The sequence below is a fragment of the Stutzerimonas stutzeri genome (assembly GCF_000219605.1).
GTDB classification, from domain to species: domain Bacteria; phylum Pseudomonadota; class Gammaproteobacteria; order Pseudomonadales; family Pseudomonadaceae; genus Stutzerimonas; species Stutzerimonas stutzeri.
The window spans coordinates 3,972,139-3,989,284 of the sequence record NC_015740.1 but is presented as its reverse complement, the minus strand read 5'-3'; the positions used below and the strand labels follow the sequence as shown (position 1 = coordinate 3,989,284).

The window sequence follows — 17,146 nt, the reverse complement described above, 5'->3', positions numbered from 1 at the left end:
GGAATCCAGCATGAATCCAGCCGGTGATACTTTCCGCATTGCCACCAGCGCAGAAGCTGCAGTGGACTACCTTGCCGAACTGCACGCGCGCGCCACCACGGCGCTCAACCAGGCGCTCAAACGTTACGTGACCAGCCGCACCGAACCGAGCCTGCAGGAGCGCAGCCTGTTCCGCTATCCGCAGCTGCGCCTGACCTATGAATGCCACGGCGAAGTGCCGGCTTCGACCCGCGCCTATGCCAAGGTGCAGGCGCCCGGCGTGTACAGCGTCACGGTCACGCACCCGGCCGCGTTCCGCGCCTACCTGCTCGATCAGCTCAAGCCGCTGATCCAGGATTTCAACGTCACCGTTGAGGTCGGCATGAGCGACCGCAACATTCCCTATCCCTACGTGATCGAACAGGGCGACGAGCTGGCCGGTACCGGCGTAACTGCGGCCGAGCTGGCGCGGGTATTTCCCAGCACCGACCTGTCCGCCGCGACCGACGATATCGCCGACGGGCTCTACGACTGGGAGCACGCCGATCCCTATCCGCTGGCGCTGTTCGACGGCGCGCGGGTGGACTTCTCGCTGCGCCGGCTGGTGCACTACACCGGCAGCGACTGGCGCCATGTGCAGCCCTGGATCCTGCTGACCAACTACCACCGCTACGTCGACCAGTTCATCCGCCACGGCCTGGATATGCTGCGTGACGACACCCGTTTCACCCGCATGGTGCTGCCGGGCAACGTGGTCATCGAGCGCGGCATGGAGGAGGGCGAGGCGCAGGCGATCATCGGCGGTGTGCTCTGGCACCGCTACCAGATGCCGGCTTATCACCTGATCGCCGAAGACGGCCACGGCATCACGCTGGTGAACATCGGCGTCGGTCCGTCCAACGCCAAGAACATCACCGATCACCTGGCGGTGCTGCGCCCACATTGCTGGCTGATGATCGGTCACTGCGGCGGGCTACGGCAGTCGCAGTCCATCGGCGACTACGTGCTGGCCCACGCCTACATGCGCCGCGACGGCATCCTCGACCGCGTGCTGCCGCCGCATATTCCGCTGCCGGCGCTGGCCGAGGTGCAGCAGGCGCTGCAGGATGCGGCTGCACGCATCACCGGGGAGCAGGGCGAGGCACTGAAGAAGCGTCTGCGCACTGGCACCGTGCTGACCTACGATGATCGCAACTGGGAATTGCGCTGGGCCCAGGAGCGGCCGCTGATCAACCTGTCGCGTGCGGTGGCGGTGGACATGGAGAGCGGCACCATCGCCGCCCAGGGGTATCGCCTGCGCGTGCCGTACGGCACGCTGCTGTGCGTGTCGGACAAGCCCCTGCACAGCGAGATCAAGCTGCCCGGGTCGGCCAATGCGTTCTACGAGCGCGCCGTGACCCAGCACCTGAAGATCGGCATCGCCGCCCTCGACCTGTTGCGCAGCCAGCTGAACTCGCTGCACTCGCGCAAGCTGCGCAGCTTCGACGAGCCGCCGTTCCGCTGATTCGCGCCGGCGCTTTCGCGGGGATGGACGATACTCAAGAGGTTCATCCCCGCGTCAGCATCGGAGGCTCAACATGGACGCATCGACTCACGCCTTCCACAACCTGTTCGAACAGTTGGGGCTGCCCAACGACGACGTGTCGATCAGGCGCTTCATCGAAACCCACTCACCCCTGGCGGACGACATCTACCTGGCGGACGCGCCCTTCTGGACGCCGGCCCAGGCGAGCTTCCTGCGTGAGGAGATCCTCGAGGATGCCGACTGGGCCGAGGTGGTCGATCGCCTCAACGTAGCGCTGCGACGGCACTATCACTGACGCATCGCCGTACTCAGCTGGCCAGCAGCCAGGCGCCGGTCAGCGCCGAGGCGGCACCGGCGATGCGCACCAGCGGCGCGGCGGTCTGCGGCAGGTAGCGCACCGCTGCGTAACCGGCCGCGTGCAGGGCGGCCGTGGCCAGCACGAAGCCGGCGGCATAACCCCACGGGCTGGACAGCTCCGGCAGTTCCAGGCCATGGGCGACGCCGTGGCTGATGGCGAACAGCGCAGTGAGCAGGGCGGCCACCGGCAGAGGCGGACGTACCGCCAGTGCCACCAGCAAGCCCAGTGCGAATACCGAGCCGGCAATGCCGGTTTCCATCAGCGGCATCTCGATACCGGCAAAGCCGGCGAGGCCGCCCAGCAGCATAGTGGCGACGAAGATCAGCGGCAGCGCCCAACGCGCCTTGCCGGTCTGCTGGGCCGCCCATAGCCCGACGGCGACCATCGCCAGCAGGTGATCGAGACCGAAGACGGGGTGAGCGATACCGGACAGCACGCCGGCGTGATCGTGGCCGGGGTGTGCCAGTGCCAGGGTCGGGCTGAGCAGCAGAAGGGTGGCGAGCAGTGGTTTGCGCAGGTTCATAGAGACTCCTTGGGTGGTCGGGCGGACGTCAGGCGGCGCTGAGCATTCCCTGTTTTTCGATGAAGGCGATGATCTCCTCGAGACCCTGGCCGACCTTCTGGTTGCTGAAGACGAACGGGCGCTCGCCGCGCATCTTGCGGGCGTCGCGATCCATTACCTCCAGCGAGGCACCGACCATGGGTGCGAGGTCGATCTTGTTGATCACCAGCAGGTCGGACTTGCAGATGCCCGGGCCGCCCTTGCGCGGCAGCTTGTCGCCGGCGGACACGTCGATCACGTAGATGGTCAGGTCAGACAGCTCCGGGCTGAAGGTGGCCGAGAGGTTGTCGCCGCCGGACTCGACGATGATCAGATCCAGGCCGGGAAAGCGCCGGTTGAGCTGCTCCACGGCCTCGAGGTTGATCGAGGCGTCCTCGCGAATCGCCGTGTGCGGACAGCCGCCGGTTTCCACGCCGATGATCCGCTCGGGCGCCAGGGCCTCGTTACGCACGAGGAACTGGGCGTCTTCCTGGGTGTAGATGTCGTTGGTCACCACGGCGAGGTTGTAGCGGTCGCGCAGGGCCTGGCACAGGGCGAGGGTCAGGGCGGTCTTGCCGGAACCGACCGGCCCGCCAATGCCGACGCGCAGGGGTTGTGTGCTCATGGGTGGTCTCCTCTGGGAGGCAGTGTGGGTGCCTCGGGGTTGATGCGAAGGGTGCTGCTGCCGATTGGGGCAGGGGGGAATAGAAATCCTTGGGTGATCGATGGTGGCGTACGCAGTGTTGTCAGGCGCCGCGCTTTCCTCGGCTGGGACTACTGGTTGCGCCTTGCACGGCGCGTCACTTTCTCTTGTCTCGCCAAGAGAAAGTAACCAAAGAGAAGGCGACCCCGGCATCCGGCCCTTCGCTGCGCGAAGGGTGCCCTCACTCCATCGCCGCTCCGGAGGCACGCTGCGAAGGGCCATCCCTGGCCCATCGCAGCTCGCGCGGCATCCATGCCGCTCAACCCCCTCCACGGCAACTGCGCTCGGCCTCCTGACGGGGGTTGGGGTCCGAGTTGCCTGAAAGCTTGTGAACCTCATGACCTAAACAACCGACTGTACTGCCGCTCATGCGCCATGCTGGTCAGCACCAATCCAAACGGCGCGCTGCCCCAGGCCGCTTCCGGCAGCTGACTCGCTTCCCGCTGCGCCTGGCTCAGGACCGGCAACAGCTGCGAGGTCAACCGCTGCGCCGCCTGCTGCCCCAGCGGCAGGGTCTTCATCAGCACCGCCAGCTGATTTTCCAGCCAGCCCCACAGCCAGGCGGCCAGTGCATCGGCGGGTTCGATCCGCCAGGCGCGGGCGGCCAGTGCCCAGGCCAGGGCCAAGCCGGGCTCGTCGGCCGCGGCCAGGCAGTCACGCCCAGGCTGGTCGAGTTCCGGCAGGCCGTCGAGCAGCTGCGCGAGGGAATAGCCCATCTGCCGGCTTTCCAGCTGCAGCTCGCGGGTTTCGCGGCTGGCGCGGTGTTCGGCAGCCAGATGCAACAGGCGCGGCCAGTCGTCCTGTGCCGCCGCTTGGCAATGCACGAGCAGCAGTGGCGCCTCAAAGCGGGCAAGGTTGAGCAGCAGTTGATCCTCCAGCCAACGCCGGGCGCTGTCCGGGTCGTTCACCTGGCCGTTCTCCACCGCCATCTCCAGCCCCTGGGAATAGCTGTAGCCGCCGATCGGCAGCTGCGGGCTGGCCAGCCGGAGCAGGGCCCAGGCCGGGACGGGCGCGCCCGTCGCGTTCACGGGCGTACGCCGAACTGGTGCAGGCGCGGTGCGTAGCTGAACTCCGCCTCGCCGGCGTGGGAATGATGATGGCCGCCACCGTAGGCGCCATGCTCCGGCTGGAAGGGCGCCTCGATGTGTTCGACCTGGGCGCCCAGCTGCAAGAGCATGTCCTTGAGTACATAGTCGTCGAGCAGGCGCAGCCAGCCGTCGCCGACCTGCAGGGCGACATGGCGGTTGCCCAGGTGGTAGGCCGCGCGGGTCAGCTCGAAGGCGCTGGCGCAGGTGACGTGCAACAGCTGTTCGGGGCGGGCGCGCACGCGCACCACACGGCCATCGGCTGCCAGCAGGCACTCACCGTCGGCGAGCGGCGGCTGGCCGCGTTCGAGAAACAGGCCGACGTCTTCGCCGCTGGTACTGAAGCAGCGCAGGCGACTCTTGCTGCGCGCGTCGTAGGTCAGTTCGAGTTCGGCCTGCCATTCAGGGCGGGCCGCGATGCGTTGGCGAATCACCAGCATTGCATTGTTCCGGTCGGATCGTTTGCCGAAGCAGAGCAAGGGGCTTGCCAATCGGGCGTCCGGACAGGGCTGGTGGCGGCTACAGGGATCTTTGTGCCAGATATTGGGGCCTGTCGCGCACCGTTACGGTGCGCGCGGTGCGGTCGTGACGCAGGCGTGCGCCTTACTGGTGCAGGCTGCGCACCATGTACACCGCCGGGATCTGGTAGCTAGCCAGGTTGCCGGCCTGTGGCGGCTCGAGTTCGTCATGGGCCTGGTAGCCCAGGCGCGACCAGAAGCCGGTCGAATCCTGTACCGAGACCAGCGCCGAATAGCGCAGCCTGATGCTGCTGGCCTGCTTCAGGTTGTGGCGTACCAGCGCCGGACCGATGCCGCGACCGGCGGCGCGACGGGCCACGGCCAGATCATGCAGGTACAGACAATCGGCTTCACCGTCACTGTGGAATTCACCGTCCAGCGGCGTGACCTTGCCTAGGCGGGACGGGTAGGCGAACAGGTAGCCGCAGACCCCCTCGGCGTCCTCGGCTACCCAGGCCAGGTGCGGGCAGGCCGCCAGGCGCGAGCGAATCACCGCTTCGTCTTCCAGTACCTCGGCAGCATAGGATTCTTCCTGGATCGCCAGGACGGCAGGGATATCGCGCTCCCGCATCGCTCTCAACTGGTACATCACGACTACACTCGAATGCCGCGAAACGCCACGCGGCCCGGCAAAAAGCCGGCGATTATACGCGAAACGGCGGTGTTTTGCTTGCCAGCGGACGGCCTGCGGGGCGGGTGTACAGGTCCGAGGTCAGCCGGTGTCAACTGGCCAGCCGGCTCGTCGCCGTGGCAGCACCAGTCAGCCGATTGATGGAGCATCCGCAGGCCTTGGCAGGCATAATGCTTAGTCTGCTAACAAGTGAGGCGAGCGTTGAACGATCATCACCACCCGCTCTATGGCGTTCTGCTGATACTGCTGTCGGGTCTGCTGCTGGCCAGCCATGACGGGTTGGCCAAACACCTTTTGGAGATCTACCCCGTCTTTCTGGTCATCTGGGCCCGCTACGTGGCGCAGACGGTGCTGATGACGGCGCTGTTCGTGCCGCGCATGGGGCAGCGCGTGTTCCGCACCCTGCGGCCCTGGCCTCAGCTGCTGCGCGGATTGAGCCTGGTCAGCGTCAGCCTGCTATTCATCAACGGCCTGCATTTCATCCCGCTGGCCGAGGCGACCGCGGTGATCTTCCTGACGCCGGTGCTGGTGACCGTCGCCTCGGCGCTGCTCGGTGAGCGAATCAATCCCAGCCAGTGGATCGCGGTGGGGTTCGGTCTGCTCGGCGTGCTGATCATCGTTCGTCCGGGGTCGGCATTGTTCACTCCGGCAGCGCTGCTGCCGCTGGGCGCGGCGCTGTCGTTCACGGTCTATCAGCTGATCACGCGGCGCCTGGCCGGAACCGACCATCCGGTGACCAGCAACTACCTGACCAGCCTGGTCGGCTGCGTGGCCCTGAGCGTGCTGGTGATCTTCAACTGGCGCACGCCGACGCTGCACGACGCGCTGCTGATGGGCGCCCTCGGTGGCATGGCCATGCTCGGCCATCTGCTGCTGACCAACGCCTTCCGCTTCGCCAGCGCGGCGACGCTGGCGCCGTTCACCTACAGCCAGATCGTGTTCGCCGGGGTGGTGGGTTACCTCGCCTTCGATCACGCACCGGATGCCGGCGCCCTGATCGGCATGGCGGTGATCATCGCCAGCGGGCTGTGCATGGCCTATGTGCAGCGCCGCCAGCCCGCCGCCGGCGGATAAACGGCAGATGTGCCATTCGGATGGCCGAACAGCTTCTCAGCATCGATATTGAAATGAACAGACAGGGCGATTCGACCCTTGCGTGCAACGCATACAACAAACGGAGCCTATATGCCGCGACTCTCTCATCATGACCTGCGCCGCAACTTCCGCGAGCTGCTCAACGCCGACCGCTGCTTCCACACGGCGTCGGTGTTCGACCCGATGTCGGCACGCATCGCCGCCGATCTCGGTTTCGAGGTCGGCATTCTCGGTGGCTCGGTGGCCTCGCTGCAGGTGCTGGCCGCGCCGGACTTCAACCTCATCACCTTGAGCGAGTTCGTCGAGCAGGCCACGCGCATCTGCCGCGTCGCCCAGTTGCCGGTGCTGGCCGATGCCGACCACGGTTACGGCAACGCGCTCAACGTGATGCGCACCGTTTCCGAACTGGAACGCGCCGGGATTTCCGCGCTGACCATCGAGGACACCCTGCTGCCACCCAAATTCGGTCGCCGCTCCACCGACCTCATCGGCATGTTCGAGGCCGTCGGCAAGATTCGCGCGGCGCTGGAGGCGCGAGTCGATCCGGAGATGGCCATCATCGGTCGCACCAACGCCGGCGTGATCGGCTTCGAGGAAGTCATTGCGCGCGCCCAGGCCTACGAAAAGGCCGGTGCCGATGCCATCTGCCTGGTCGGCATCGAGGATTTCGATCATCTGGAAAGCATTGCCAGCCAGCTCAGCAAGCCGCTTATGCTGGTCACCTACGGCAACCCCAACCTGCGCGACAACGCGCGGCTGGCCGCGCTCGGCGTGCGCATCGTGGTCAACGGCCACGCAGCCTACTTCGCAGCGATCAAGGCGACCTACGACTGCCTGCGCGAGCAGCGTCAGGTCGACGCCCTGGACCTCAACGCCTCGCAGTTGTCGGTCAAGTATTCCACCGCGGACGAGTATGTCGTCTGGGCCGAGGAGTACATGCAGGTCAAGGAGTAAGCCGCTGACCCGCCCGGACAGCCATCGCTGCCCGGGTGGGCAACACCGCCGCCACTGGAGCCTTGATGAGCCCACGCCTGTTGACCTTCATGGTCGCCTTCGCCGCCTTTCTCGGGCCGTTCACTCAGACCGTGTATGCGCCGATCCTGCCGGAGCTCGGTGGTGCGCTGCGCACCACGCCGTTTCTGATCAACCTCAGCATCTCGATCTTCACGCTGGTGCTGGCCTTCATGCAGATCATCTACGGGCCGCTGGTGGATCGCAGTGGGCGCAAGCGCACCCTGCTGGCCGGCTTGGCAATCTATATCGTCGCTTCCCTGGGCTGTTTCCTGGCCGATCGCATCGAGACACTGCTGGCGTTCCGCGCGCTGCAGGCGGTCGGCATCGCCGCCGGAGCGGTGGTGGCGGTCACGGTGATCGGCGATCGCTTCGAAGGCGCCGCGCGCGGCCGGGCGATGGGTTCGTTCCAGATGATGGTGGCGCTGGGGCCGGTGGTCGGCCCGGTGGTGGGCGGTTTCGTCGGCGAGCATCTGGACTTCCACTACGTGTTCCTGCTGCTGGCCCTCGTCGGCGCGGCCGCGCTGCTGAGCAACGCCATCTGGCTGCGGGAAACCCGGCCGGCCGGGGAGCCGCGCGCCTTTCATCCGGCGCAGTACCTGGAGGTACTGGGCAACCGCCAAGGGCTGGCGATCATGCTGCTGAGCTTCGTGCAGTACTACGCCTTCTACAACTACCTGGTGTTCATGCCGCGGGTGCTGGATGCGGTCTACGGCCTGAGCGCCAGCGAAAAAGGACTGGTGTTTCTGCCGCTGTCGGTGGCCGTGGTGATCGGCAGCTACGTCGGCGGTCGGCTGCTCGGGCATTGGCGACCGCGGCCGATGCTGCTGGTCACGGCGCTGCTCAATGCGCTCAGCCTGCTGCTGTTTGTGGCGGTGGCGCCTCTGTCGCTGGTCGCGCTGGTGGTGGCGGTAACGGCGTTCGGGCTGTTTCTCGGGCTGTCGCTGCCGGTGCAGACCAGTCTGCTGATGGACCTGTACCAGCACAACCGCGCCACCGCTGTGGGCAGCTACAACTTCTTCCGCTTCATGGGCATGGCCACCGGCCCGGTGCTGGGCTCCTGGCTGTTTCAGGATGGCAATCTCGGGCTGCTCTACGGCTTCGCCGCAGCGGCCTTCCTGCTGGCGGTCGGCAATGCGCAGCTGCGCTTTCGACAGGGATAGCGCCGGCAGACGTCGGCGACGCTAGAAGAACGAGCGTTCGGCCTTGAACATCATGAACCCTTCGCAATAGGTGTTCTGCCCGGAATAGACGCCACATTGCGCGCCGCGCAGGCTGGTATCGGTGTAGGACAGATCCAGCTGCATGCCGAGCAGGCGCCGCGACAGGTTCAGAGACCAGTCGTTGAACACCCGCACGCTGCCGCCGGGGTAGTACAGCGGGCTGTCCAGGGTGTGGCTGGCGTACTTCAGGCGTACCCCAACGTCGAACGGCCGCAGCGCACCCAGGTCGAGAAACAGCGTGCTGTCGGTCCGCCCCAGCGAACTGCTCAGCGCGCCACCCAGCCGGCTGCTGCCCAGGTTGACGCCGGCGTAGTACTCCTCGCGGTTCCTGGCCTGCAGCTCGGGAAAGCTATAGCGGATCACGCCGAGCTCGTAACCCAGCGAGTCGTCGAGCCGCGGCTGGGCGTAACCGACATAGCTGTTGAGCTCCAGCTGACTGCCGTCGAGCAGTCCGACGCTGGGCGACCACTGGCCGAGGTAGACGCCACTGGCGTGGGTCAGATCGAGGCCGCCACGAAAGGTGCCGGCCGTGGTGGGCTGCACCAGACCCTGGGCCATGCTGCGAGTCGGTGCGGTGCCGAGCTTGAGGTCGAACTGGCCGACCTCGCGTTCCACCACTTCAGGTTGGCTGGCGCAGCCGCCGAGCGCGATGGCCAGCGCGAGCAGATATCGTCTGTGCATATGCTGCTTCACTGGTGAGAAGACTGAACGGCCGACCGGTGACGACCACCTGCGGCAAGACCGGACCGGAGCGCTGCTGGCTGCCACGGCTTGCCTGAACCGGGCCGAGGATAGTCAAGCTGGTCGGGCTGCGAGCCCCGCTCGTCGATTTGGCGCCAGCGGATCGACAGGCGGCGCCGGTGCGTGGCCTAACGGAAATCCGGCGGTTCACGGCGCGGCTTTTTGGAAACCCCCGGCGCGAATACCGTTCCAATGCAGGCACACCCAAGAACTGGCCCGGCGGGCCGAGGAGGTTGCGATGGCCACCGGTTGGGCAGGAGATGGCGCGGTACAGGAGCAGATCGACAGCACCGTCGAAGATGCCGTACAGCGCGCCCGCAGCCGACTCGCTCGGGGCGAAAGCCTGAAGCACTGCGAAGAATGCGGAGAGAAGATTCCCGAGGCGCGCCGTCAGGCGGTGCCGGGTGTACGCCTGTGCATCAAGTGCCAGGCGGCGCAGGACAAGGAAGATGCCAGGTTCAGCGGCTACAACCGTCGCGGCAGCAAGGACAGCCAGCTGCGTTGATCAATCGCGGCGGATCGGCATCGAGAAAGTGAAGGTGGTGCCCGCTTCGGCACTGGAACTGACACGCATGCTGCCGCCGTGGGCACGGGCGATCTGGTCGACGATGAACAGGCCGAGCCCCAGGCCTCCTCGGCTGGAGCCTCCCTGGTCCTGCCAGTAGGGCTGGAACAGCCGCTCGAGGTGTTCGGCCGCAATCGGCGTGCCGCGGTTGTGCACGGCGAGTTCGAAATGCCCGTTGTCGGTCTGCGCCGTCACGATCACCGGGCCGGTGCTGGCGCCGTGATGCAGCGCGTTGGTGATCAGGTTGGCGAGCAGCTGCGCGATGCGGTCCGGATCGCACTCGAACATCTCCAGCGGCGACAGCCGCTCGAGCAGCACCCGTCGCGGATGCGCATTGCGCAGCTCGTCGGTCACCTGGCGCAGGGTGCGATTGAGCTCCGGTGGCGTCGTCCAGTTCAGCGGAATGCCGTTGCCCAGCTGACCGCGGGCGAAATCCAGCAGGTCATCCACCATGCGCGAGGCACGCTGGCTGGCGGTGCGCACGTGCTCGGCCAGTTGCTGGGTGCCGGCTTCCGTCGAGCGGCGCAGCAGCAGGTCGCTGGCCGCCTGGATCGAGGCCAGCGGGGTACGCAGGTCGTGGCCGAGCAGGGCGATGAACTGTTCGCGCTGGTGGCCGGTGAGGCGCTCGTCGGCCAGCGCGGCGCGCGTGCTCTGCTGCTGCTCCTCGGCATCGAGCTGCAGGGTCAGCAGACGGGCGAAGGATTCGAACATTGCGCGCGTCGCCGGGCTGGACAGGTCGCGGGGTAGCGGGTCCAGCGCGCAGAGCGTGCCGAAGAAGCTGCCATCGGCGCGCAGCACCGGGACCGAGATGTAGCTTTCGAACCCATAGATCTGCGGCGTGTGATGGTGGCAGTAGTCCGGATCGGCGCTGACCTGGCTGATGATGATCGGCTGATGGGAGGCGTGAATCTCGCTGCACAGGGTGGTGGTCACGTCGAGTTCCCCGCCGACCTTCAGGCCGAACTCGATACGATCGAACACGGCACAGGCGGTCCAGTTCGTCTCGGTAACGCGGGCAACTGCAGCGAAGCGCAGGCCGGTCGTTTCGCTGAGGACCTGCAGGATGGCCGGCACGGCACTGATACGCTGCACCGTGAGCAGGTCGTCGAGGAGGGTTCGCACCATCGCAAGGCCCTGAGCGATGAAAAAGGCCGGACACTCTAGCATGCCCGGCCTCGTTTGCAGCGACGCTCACCCCAGCGGCGCGGGTTGTACCGGGGTGACAAGAAGGGGCTGCCTGCGCATCAGCACATAGTGCAGCGTCCCGCCAAACAGTGCGCCCAGCAGCCAGGCGAAACCGGACAGGCTCTCCAGTCCGGGCGTCCATACCGAGGCCACGGAGAACACGGCACTCACACCGAACGCGATCATTGCCTTGCGGTTCCAGCCAGCGTTGAAGTGGTAGATGCCGGTACGTTCGGCGCAGAACAGCTGCTGTACATCCAGACGCTGACGCCGGACCAGGTAGTAGTCCGCCACGATGATGCCGTACAGCGGCGCCAGCGCCGCGCCCAGCGTATCGACAAAGGCGGCGATGCCCACTTCGCTGATGAAGGCCACCCACAGCGCGCCGATGAAAAAGGCGATGGCGGCAGTGATGAAGCCACCGGTCCGGGCGCTGATCCTGGCGGGGGCCAGGTTGGCGATGTCGTAGGCCGGAGGGATGAAGTTGGCGACCAGGTTGATGCCCACCGTAGCGGCGAAGAAGGTGATCGCGGCGACCACCGTCAGGGTGACATTGTCGATGCGTGCCACGATGTCGGTCGGGTTGGTCAGCGTCTCTCCGAATACGACCACGGTGCCGGCGGTGATCACCAGCGCGATCATCGAGAAAACCGCCAGGCTCACAGGCAGGCCGAAGAAATTACCGATGCGCATCTGCCGCTCATCTTTCACGAAGCGGGCGAAATCGCCGTAATTGATTACCACCGCGGCGAAGTAGGCGACCATGGTGCCGACCACTGCCGCGAATGCTGCAATCGGACCGCCGGCATGTTCGCCGCTGCCGCTGAAGATGTCGCCAAGGGCGCCCAGCAGGCTCGGGCCGGCCTGATACCAGATGGCGATCATCAGCACGATCATCACCAGGTAGACTAGCGGGCCGGCCCAGTTGAGAAAGCGCGTTACCCAGTCGACGCCGCGAACGAACAGCGCTACCTGAAACACGCAGACCATCACGTAGGCGGCCCAGTCGATGGCAGTCAGGCCGAGCAGTGTCGCCGCCTGTGGATCGGTGCCCATGAAGGCCCGGAGCAGCAGCGCAACGGCAGTCGAAGCAAAGTAGGTCTGCACGCCATACCAGAAGATCGCGACGATGCCGCGGACGACCGCCGGGAAGTTAGCGCCGCGTACGCCCATGCTCGCCCGCGCCATGACGGGGAACGGAATGCCGTACTTCACACTCGGTTTTCCGGTGAGGTGCACCAGCCCCATCACGATAAAGCCGGCCAGGACGATACCCGTCAGAACCGCCCAGCCATTGAGCCCGTAGCTGATGAAAAGCGTGGCGGCCAGCGTGTAGCCGAACAGACTCTGTATGTCGTTGGACCACACGTTGAAGATCTCGAACCAGCCCCATTTGCGTTCAGCCGGGGGGAGCGGCGCGAGATCCGCGTTATAGAGACTGGGGTCGATCTGCTTGATCTGAAAGTCGTCGTGATTCATGGGATGCGCTCTGAGCAAGACTGTGGATTTTTGTATGCAGTTCTTGTTCCGCGTACGACAGAGCTCGCGAATTATCAGGCGACGATCACTGAGGCGGTTGCGCCCGATGCCTCGAGTCTAGGCGCTCCGAGGCATCGTGCAGGAAAATTTGTATACAAGATTGATGCGAATTTCAGATCAGAAATTCATTGCCGTCGACTTTGCGGAAGCATCGCGGGTATGCACATCAAAAGATGTAGCGCACCAAGGTGGTGCCATCAGTGTCGGCCGGGAGCGGGGGCACGGATATGAAAAGCCCAGGCTTGCGGATAAGCCTGGGCTTTTCGTTGGCGCTGCGGCCTGTCGGCTGCCGCGCTTTCCGTGAAGATCAGAACAGAAAGTAGCGCTGCGCCATCGGCAGCACTTCGGCCGGCTCGCACCAGAGCAGCTGACCATCGGCGCGCACCTGATAGTTCTGCGGGTCGACCTGGATGTCCGGCGTGTAGTCGTTGTGGATCAGGTCCTTTTTCTGCACCTGGCGGCAACCCCGGACCACGCCGATTTTCTTCTTCAGCCCCAGCTGTTCCGGCACGCCGGCTTCGAAGGCGGCCTGGCTGATGAAGGTGAAGCTCGACGCGTGCAGCGAACCGCCGTAACTGGCGAACATCGGCCGGTAGTGCACCGGCTGCGGCGTCGGGATCGAGGCGTTGGCGTCGCCCATCAGGCTCGCGGCAATGGCGCCGCCCTTGAGGATCAGCGTCGGCTTGACGCCGAAGAACGCCGGGCGCCAGAGCACCAGGTCGGCCCACTTGCCCACTTCGATCGAGCCCACCTCGTGGCTGACGCCGTGGGTGATCGCCGGGTTGATGGTGTACTTGGCGATGTAGCGTTTGGCGCGGAAGTTGTCGTTGCCCGCGCCGTCGCCGGGCAGGGCGCCGCGCTGCTTCTTCATCTTGTCGGCGGTCTGCCAGGTGCGGGTGATCACCTCGCCGACGCGGCCCATGGCCTGGCTGTCGGAGCTGATCATGGAGAAGGCACCGAGGTCGTGGAGGATGTCTTCGGCGGCGATCGTCTCGCGGCGGATGCGGCTCTCGGCGAAGGCCACGTCCTCGGCGATGCTCGGGTCGAGGTGGTGGCAGACCATGAGCATGTCCAGGTGCTCGTCGATGGTGTTGCGGGTGAACGGCCGGGTCGGATTGGTCGAACTGGGCAACACGTTGGGGAAGCCGCAGGCCTTGATGATGTCCGGCGCGTGGCCGCCACCGGCGCCTTCGGTATGGTAGGTGTGGATGGTACGGCCCTTGAACGCGCCGAGGGTCGTCTCAACGAAGCCCGATTCGTTAAGGGTGTCGGTGTGGATCGCGACCTGCACGTCGTACTGGTCGGCGACGTTCAGGCAGTTGTCGATGGCGGCCGGGGTGGTGCCCCAGTCCTCGTGCAGCTTGAGGCCGATGGCGCCGGCCCTGACCTGCTCGATCAGCGGCTCGGGCAGCGAGGCGTTGCCCTTGCCGGTAAAGCCGATGTTCATCGGAAAGGCGTCGGCGGCCTTGAGCATCATCGCCATGTGCCAGGGGCCGGGCGTCACCGTGGTGGCGTTGGTGCCGGTGGCCGGACCCGTGCCGCCACCGATCATGGTGGTCACGCCGCTCATCAGCGCCTCTTCGATCTGCTGCGGGCAGATGAAGTGGATGTGCGAGTCGATGCCGCCGGCGGTGAGGATCATGCCTTCGCCGGCGATGACTTCGGTGCTGGCGCCGATGGCGATGGTCACGTCGGGCTGAATGTCCGGGTTGCCGGCCTTGCCGATGGCGGCGATGCGGCCGTCCTTGAGACCCACGTCGGCCTTGACGATGCCCCAGTGGTCGAGGATCAGCGCGTTGGTGATCAGGGTATCGACCACCTCGGCGGCGCACAGCTGGCTCTGGCCCATGCCGTCGCGGATCACCTTGCCGCCGCCGAACTTCACCTCTTCGCCATAGGTGGTGAAGTCTTTTTCGACTTCGATCCACAGGTCGGTGTCGGCCAGGCGCACCTTGTCGCCGACGGTGGGGCCGAACATGTCGGCATAGGCTTGGCGGGAAATCTTCATTGCATCTCATCCTGTCCGTAGGGTGGACAACGCGAAGCTTGTCCACCGGCAATCTGGGTGGTGGAAAAGCCTTCGGCGTTTTCCACCCTACGAAGCTTGCTTGTCGCTTGCGGCTGTGCCCTAGAGCGCGCCCATTACCCGCCCGGCAAAGCCGAACACCCGGCGCTCGCCGGCCAGCTCGACCAGCTCCACCTCGCGGCTCTGGCCCGGTTCGAAGCGCACCGCGGTGCCGGCCGGGATGTTCAGGCGCATGCCGCGCGAGGCGGTGCGATCGAAGGTGAGCGCGTCGTTGGTTTCGAAGAAGTGGTAGTGCGAACCGACCTGAATCGGTCGGTCGCCGCTGTTGGCCACGCAGAGGGTCAGGGTGCGGCGGCCGGCGTTGAGCTCGATGTCGCCGTCCTGGATCTGGTATTCGCCGGGAATCATGGTTTCGATGTCCTGTTCAGGGTCAGTTGCATCATGGTCAGGTCCAGCCAGCGGCCGAACTTGCAGCCGACCTGGCGCATCTGGCCGACATGGATGAAGCCCAGTTGCTGGTGCATATGCACCGAGGCGCGGTTCTCGCTTTCGATGAAGGCAACCATCACATGCTTGTCGAGCATGCGGGCGCGCTCGATCAGTGCCTTCATCAGGCTGCGGCCGATGCCGCTGCCGCGATGGTCGGGGCTGACGTAGACCGAGTTCTCCACGGTATGACGAAAGCCGTCGTGGGGGCGCCAGGGGCCGAAGGAGGCATAGCCGGCCACGCGGCCCAGCTCGTCGATGGCCACCAGCACCGGGTAACCCTGATCGTGGCGTTCGGCCAGCCAGGCGCGGCGGTTGTCGAGGTCGACGATCCGGTCGTTCCAGATTGCCGTGCTGTTCTGCACGGCATCGTTGTAGATCCGCAGGATGCCTGCGAGGTCGGTGTCCAGGGCGTCGCGTATCTGCACGTTGGTTTCCTTCAAGAACGGTTCAAGGTCGTGGGCAGTAGACATTGACCGATATTTCAGGCGATTGGTTGATGCACCGTGACCAGCTTGGTGCCGTCCGGGAAGGTCGCCTCGACCTGGATTTCCGGAATCATCTCGGGCACGCCTTCCATCACCTGCTCGCGGCTGAGCAGGGTGGTGCCGTAGTGCATCAGCTCGGCGACCGTCTGGCCGTCGCGCGCGCCTTCGAGCAGCGCGGCGGAGATGTAGGCCATGGCCTCCGGGTAGTTGAGCTTCACACCGCGGGCCAGCCGGCGCTCGGCCACCAGGCCGGCGGTGAAGATCAGCAGCTTGTCCTTCTCTCTTGGTGACAGATCCATAACCGCTCCAGTCGTAGGGTGGATGTCGCTCTTCGTATCCACCGGCCGGTGGTCGAGACCACGCAGCGTTGTTCAGGGCGACGTGCACGCAGGCGCGCCGGCGTAGGGAGGGCAGCGGCGCAGCCGTGCCCACCGATCATTCAGGTACTCCAGATTCGCGGCGGTACCGCTTCGCGGCCCAGCAGTGCGGGGCGCAACAGCCGCCACAGGTCGATCAGCCAGGCACGGGCGTGCAGCGCCTCGTCGGCCAGACAGCGCGCCACGATGAGCCCCGGCAGTTGCGTCAGGTCACCGCGCACGCGGCTGGGCAGTTCACGGCAGCGTTCCAGCAGGTCCGCGTCGAGCTCGCCGCTGGCGATGAGGGTCGCGAACACCGAACGCCCGTCGAGGCCTATCGGTGAGTCGAGCAACGCATCGGCGCCGGCGATGCGCTGGCGCTCGTGCCAGATCAGCCGGTCGTCGCGACGGATATCCAGGCGCGCCTGGAAATGCCCGGCGTCGAAGCGCTCGCCTGCCGCCGGCCGGCCGAGGGCGACGATGTCCCAGTAGAACAGCCGGGCGTCGCCGTGCAGCTCGATGCGAGTGTTCAGCTCGGCCTGAGCCGCGGAATAGACGATGGTCTCCTGCGGCAGCCATTCCAGCGTGGCACCGGCTTCGACGCGCAGTTGCAGGTCCTGAAAGGCCGGGCTGGCGGCGCGATACCACTTGGCTGCACCAGGGCTGGTCAGCTGCGCCCAGGCGCCGGGGCCGAGCGTGACGCTGATGTCCAGCCGATCCCCGCCGGCGATGCCGCCCGGGGGGTGGACGATGATGTGCTGGCAGACTTCCGACCCTTCGGGATACAGATGCTTCTGCACCCGTAGCGGTCCGCTATGGCGGCGCAGCACCGGGCGCGTCGCGTCGCCGATGCGGGTATAGCCGAGCTCGAGCTCGGCCTGCCAGTGCGGGGTGAAGGGGTGAGTCAGAACGGTCATGCGCGGCTGCCGGTGGTAGTTGACTGGGCAGACAGCAATAGTCGTGCCTCCACCCAACGGTATGCGCAGCTTCGGGGCGTGTGAGGCCTCGTCGACGACGAGACCCGTGGGGATATGCACCGTTACGGTGCGATCTGCTGCCGCCCGGTTCGCTACGCCCTTTCGTGGTGCGCC

General features: G+C 65.9%; 19 protein-coding genes. 6 read left to right on the top strand and 13 right to left on the bottom strand.

Features of this window, described 5'->3' with window-relative positions:
- Positions 1-10 precede the first annotated feature (10 nt).
- Positions 11-1,483, top strand: a complete 1,473-nt coding sequence (amn, locus tag PSTAB_RS18400; RefSeq protein WP_013984150.1) for an AMP nucleosidase — start codon at positions 11-13, stop codon at positions 1,481-1,483.
- 73 nt (positions 1,484-1,556) lie between these two features.
- On the top strand, positions 1,557-1,799 hold the full coding sequence (locus PSTAB_RS18395; protein WP_013984149.1) for a DUF2789 domain-containing protein: 243 nt from the start codon (positions 1,557-1,559) through the stop codon (positions 1,797-1,799).
- A gap of 13 nt (positions 1,800-1,812) precedes the next feature.
- Here PSTAB_RS18395 and PSTAB_RS18390 read toward each other — a convergent pair whose 3' ends face one another.
- The 5 genes from PSTAB_RS18390 to PSTAB_RS18370 form a co-directional block, all read right to left on the bottom strand.
- Positions 1,813-2,385, bottom strand: coding sequence for a HupE/UreJ family protein (locus PSTAB_RS18390; protein ID WP_013984148.1), 573 nt, complete (start codon positions 2,383-2,385; stop codon positions 1,813-1,815).
- A gap of 28 nt (positions 2,386-2,413) precedes the next feature.
- Positions 2,414-3,028 (bottom strand): urease accessory protein UreG, encoded by a 615-nt coding sequence (gene ureG / locus PSTAB_RS18385; protein WP_013984147.1) that lies wholly within the window; start codon positions 3,026-3,028, stop codon positions 2,414-2,416.
- Positions 3,029-3,441: 413 nt separating this feature from the next.
- Positions 3,442-4,134 (bottom strand): urease accessory protein UreF, encoded by a 693-nt coding sequence (locus tag PSTAB_RS18380; protein WP_013984146.1) that lies wholly within the window; start codon positions 4,132-4,134, stop codon positions 3,442-3,444.
- Entirely contained in the window at positions 4,131-4,631 is a 501-nt protein-coding gene (gene ureE / locus PSTAB_RS18375; RefSeq protein WP_013984145.1) for an urease accessory protein UreE, read from the bottom strand. Before ureE ends, PSTAB_RS18380 begins: the two co-directional genes overlap by 4 nt.
- A 163-nt stretch (positions 4,632-4,794) precedes the next feature.
- Positions 4,795-5,280, bottom strand: a complete 486-nt coding sequence (locus PSTAB_RS18370) for a GNAT family N-acetyltransferase (protein WP_013984144.1) — start codon at positions 5,278-5,280, stop codon at positions 4,795-4,797.
- A gap of 261 nt (positions 5,281-5,541) precedes the next feature.
- Between PSTAB_RS18370 and PSTAB_RS18365 the strand changes: the two genes are divergently transcribed.
- From PSTAB_RS18365 to PSTAB_RS18355, 3 genes are all read left to right on the top strand, one after another.
- Complete coding sequence (locus PSTAB_RS18365; RefSeq protein ID WP_013984143.1) at positions 5,542-6,414, top strand: DMT family transporter; 873 nt, start codon at positions 5,542-5,544, stop codon at positions 6,412-6,414.
- A 111-nt stretch (positions 6,415-6,525) separates the two neighbouring features.
- A complete protein-coding gene (locus PSTAB_RS18360; protein ID WP_003301755.1) occupies positions 6,526-7,389 on the top strand; it encodes an isocitrate lyase/PEP mutase family protein in 864 nt (287 codons plus the stop codon).
- Between the two features lie 65 nt (positions 7,390-7,454).
- Positions 7,455-8,609, top strand: a complete 1,155-nt coding sequence (locus tag PSTAB_RS18355; protein WP_013984142.1) for an MFS transporter — start codon at positions 7,455-7,457, stop codon at positions 8,607-8,609.
- 21 nt (positions 8,610-8,630) lie between these two features.
- Here PSTAB_RS18355 and PSTAB_RS18350 read toward each other — a convergent pair whose 3' ends face one another.
- Positions 8,631-9,350 carry a TorF family putative porin gene (locus PSTAB_RS18350; RefSeq protein WP_013984141.1) on the bottom strand — a complete coding sequence of 240 codons (720 nt, stop codon included), beginning with the start codon at positions 9,348-9,350 and terminating at the stop codon, positions 8,631-8,633.
- Positions 9,351-9,648: 298 nt separating this feature from the next.
- On the opposite strand from PSTAB_RS18350, the gene PSTAB_RS18345 reads away from it, so the two are divergent.
- Entirely contained in the window at positions 9,649-9,915 is a 267-nt protein-coding gene (locus PSTAB_RS18345) for a DksA/TraR family C4-type zinc finger protein (protein ID WP_013984140.1), read from the top strand.
- Here the strand turns inward: PSTAB_RS18345 and PSTAB_RS18340 are convergent, their stop codons facing one another.
- From PSTAB_RS18340 to PSTAB_RS18310, 7 genes are all read right to left on the bottom strand, one after another.
- Entirely contained in the window at positions 9,916-11,142 is a 1,227-nt protein-coding gene (locus tag PSTAB_RS18340) for a GAF domain-containing sensor histidine kinase (protein WP_013984139.1), read from the bottom strand.
- Positions 11,143-11,166: 24 nt separating this feature from the next.
- Entirely contained in the window at positions 11,167-12,639 is a 1,473-nt protein-coding gene (locus tag PSTAB_RS18335; RefSeq protein WP_013984138.1) for an NCS1 family nucleobase:cation symporter-1, read from the bottom strand.
- 367 nt (positions 12,640-13,006) lie between these two features.
- Positions 13,007-14,707: an urease subunit alpha gene (ureC, locus tag PSTAB_RS18330; RefSeq protein ID WP_013984137.1), complete on the bottom strand. Its 1,701-nt coding sequence runs from the start codon at positions 14,705-14,707 to the stop codon at positions 13,007-13,009.
- 120 nt (positions 14,708-14,827) lie between these two features.
- Positions 14,828-15,133, bottom strand: a complete 306-nt coding sequence (locus tag PSTAB_RS18325; protein WP_013984136.1) for an urease subunit beta — start codon at positions 15,131-15,133, stop codon at positions 14,828-14,830.
- A complete protein-coding gene (locus tag PSTAB_RS18320; RefSeq protein ID WP_080565001.1) occupies positions 15,130-15,684 on the bottom strand; it encodes a GNAT family N-acetyltransferase in 555 nt (184 codons plus the stop codon). The genes PSTAB_RS18325 and PSTAB_RS18320 overlap by 4 nt, the downstream gene beginning before the upstream one ends.
- Before the next feature lie 11 nt (positions 15,685-15,695).
- Positions 15,696-15,998, bottom strand: coding sequence for an urease subunit gamma (gene ureA, locus PSTAB_RS18315; protein WP_003283033.1), 303 nt, complete (start codon positions 15,996-15,998; stop codon positions 15,696-15,698).
- Positions 15,999-16,138: 140 nt separating this feature from the next.
- Complete coding sequence (locus PSTAB_RS18310; RefSeq protein ID WP_013984134.1) at positions 16,139-16,972, bottom strand: urease accessory protein UreD; 834 nt, start codon at positions 16,970-16,972, stop codon at positions 16,139-16,141.
- Positions 16,973-17,146: the final 174 nt, after the last annotated feature.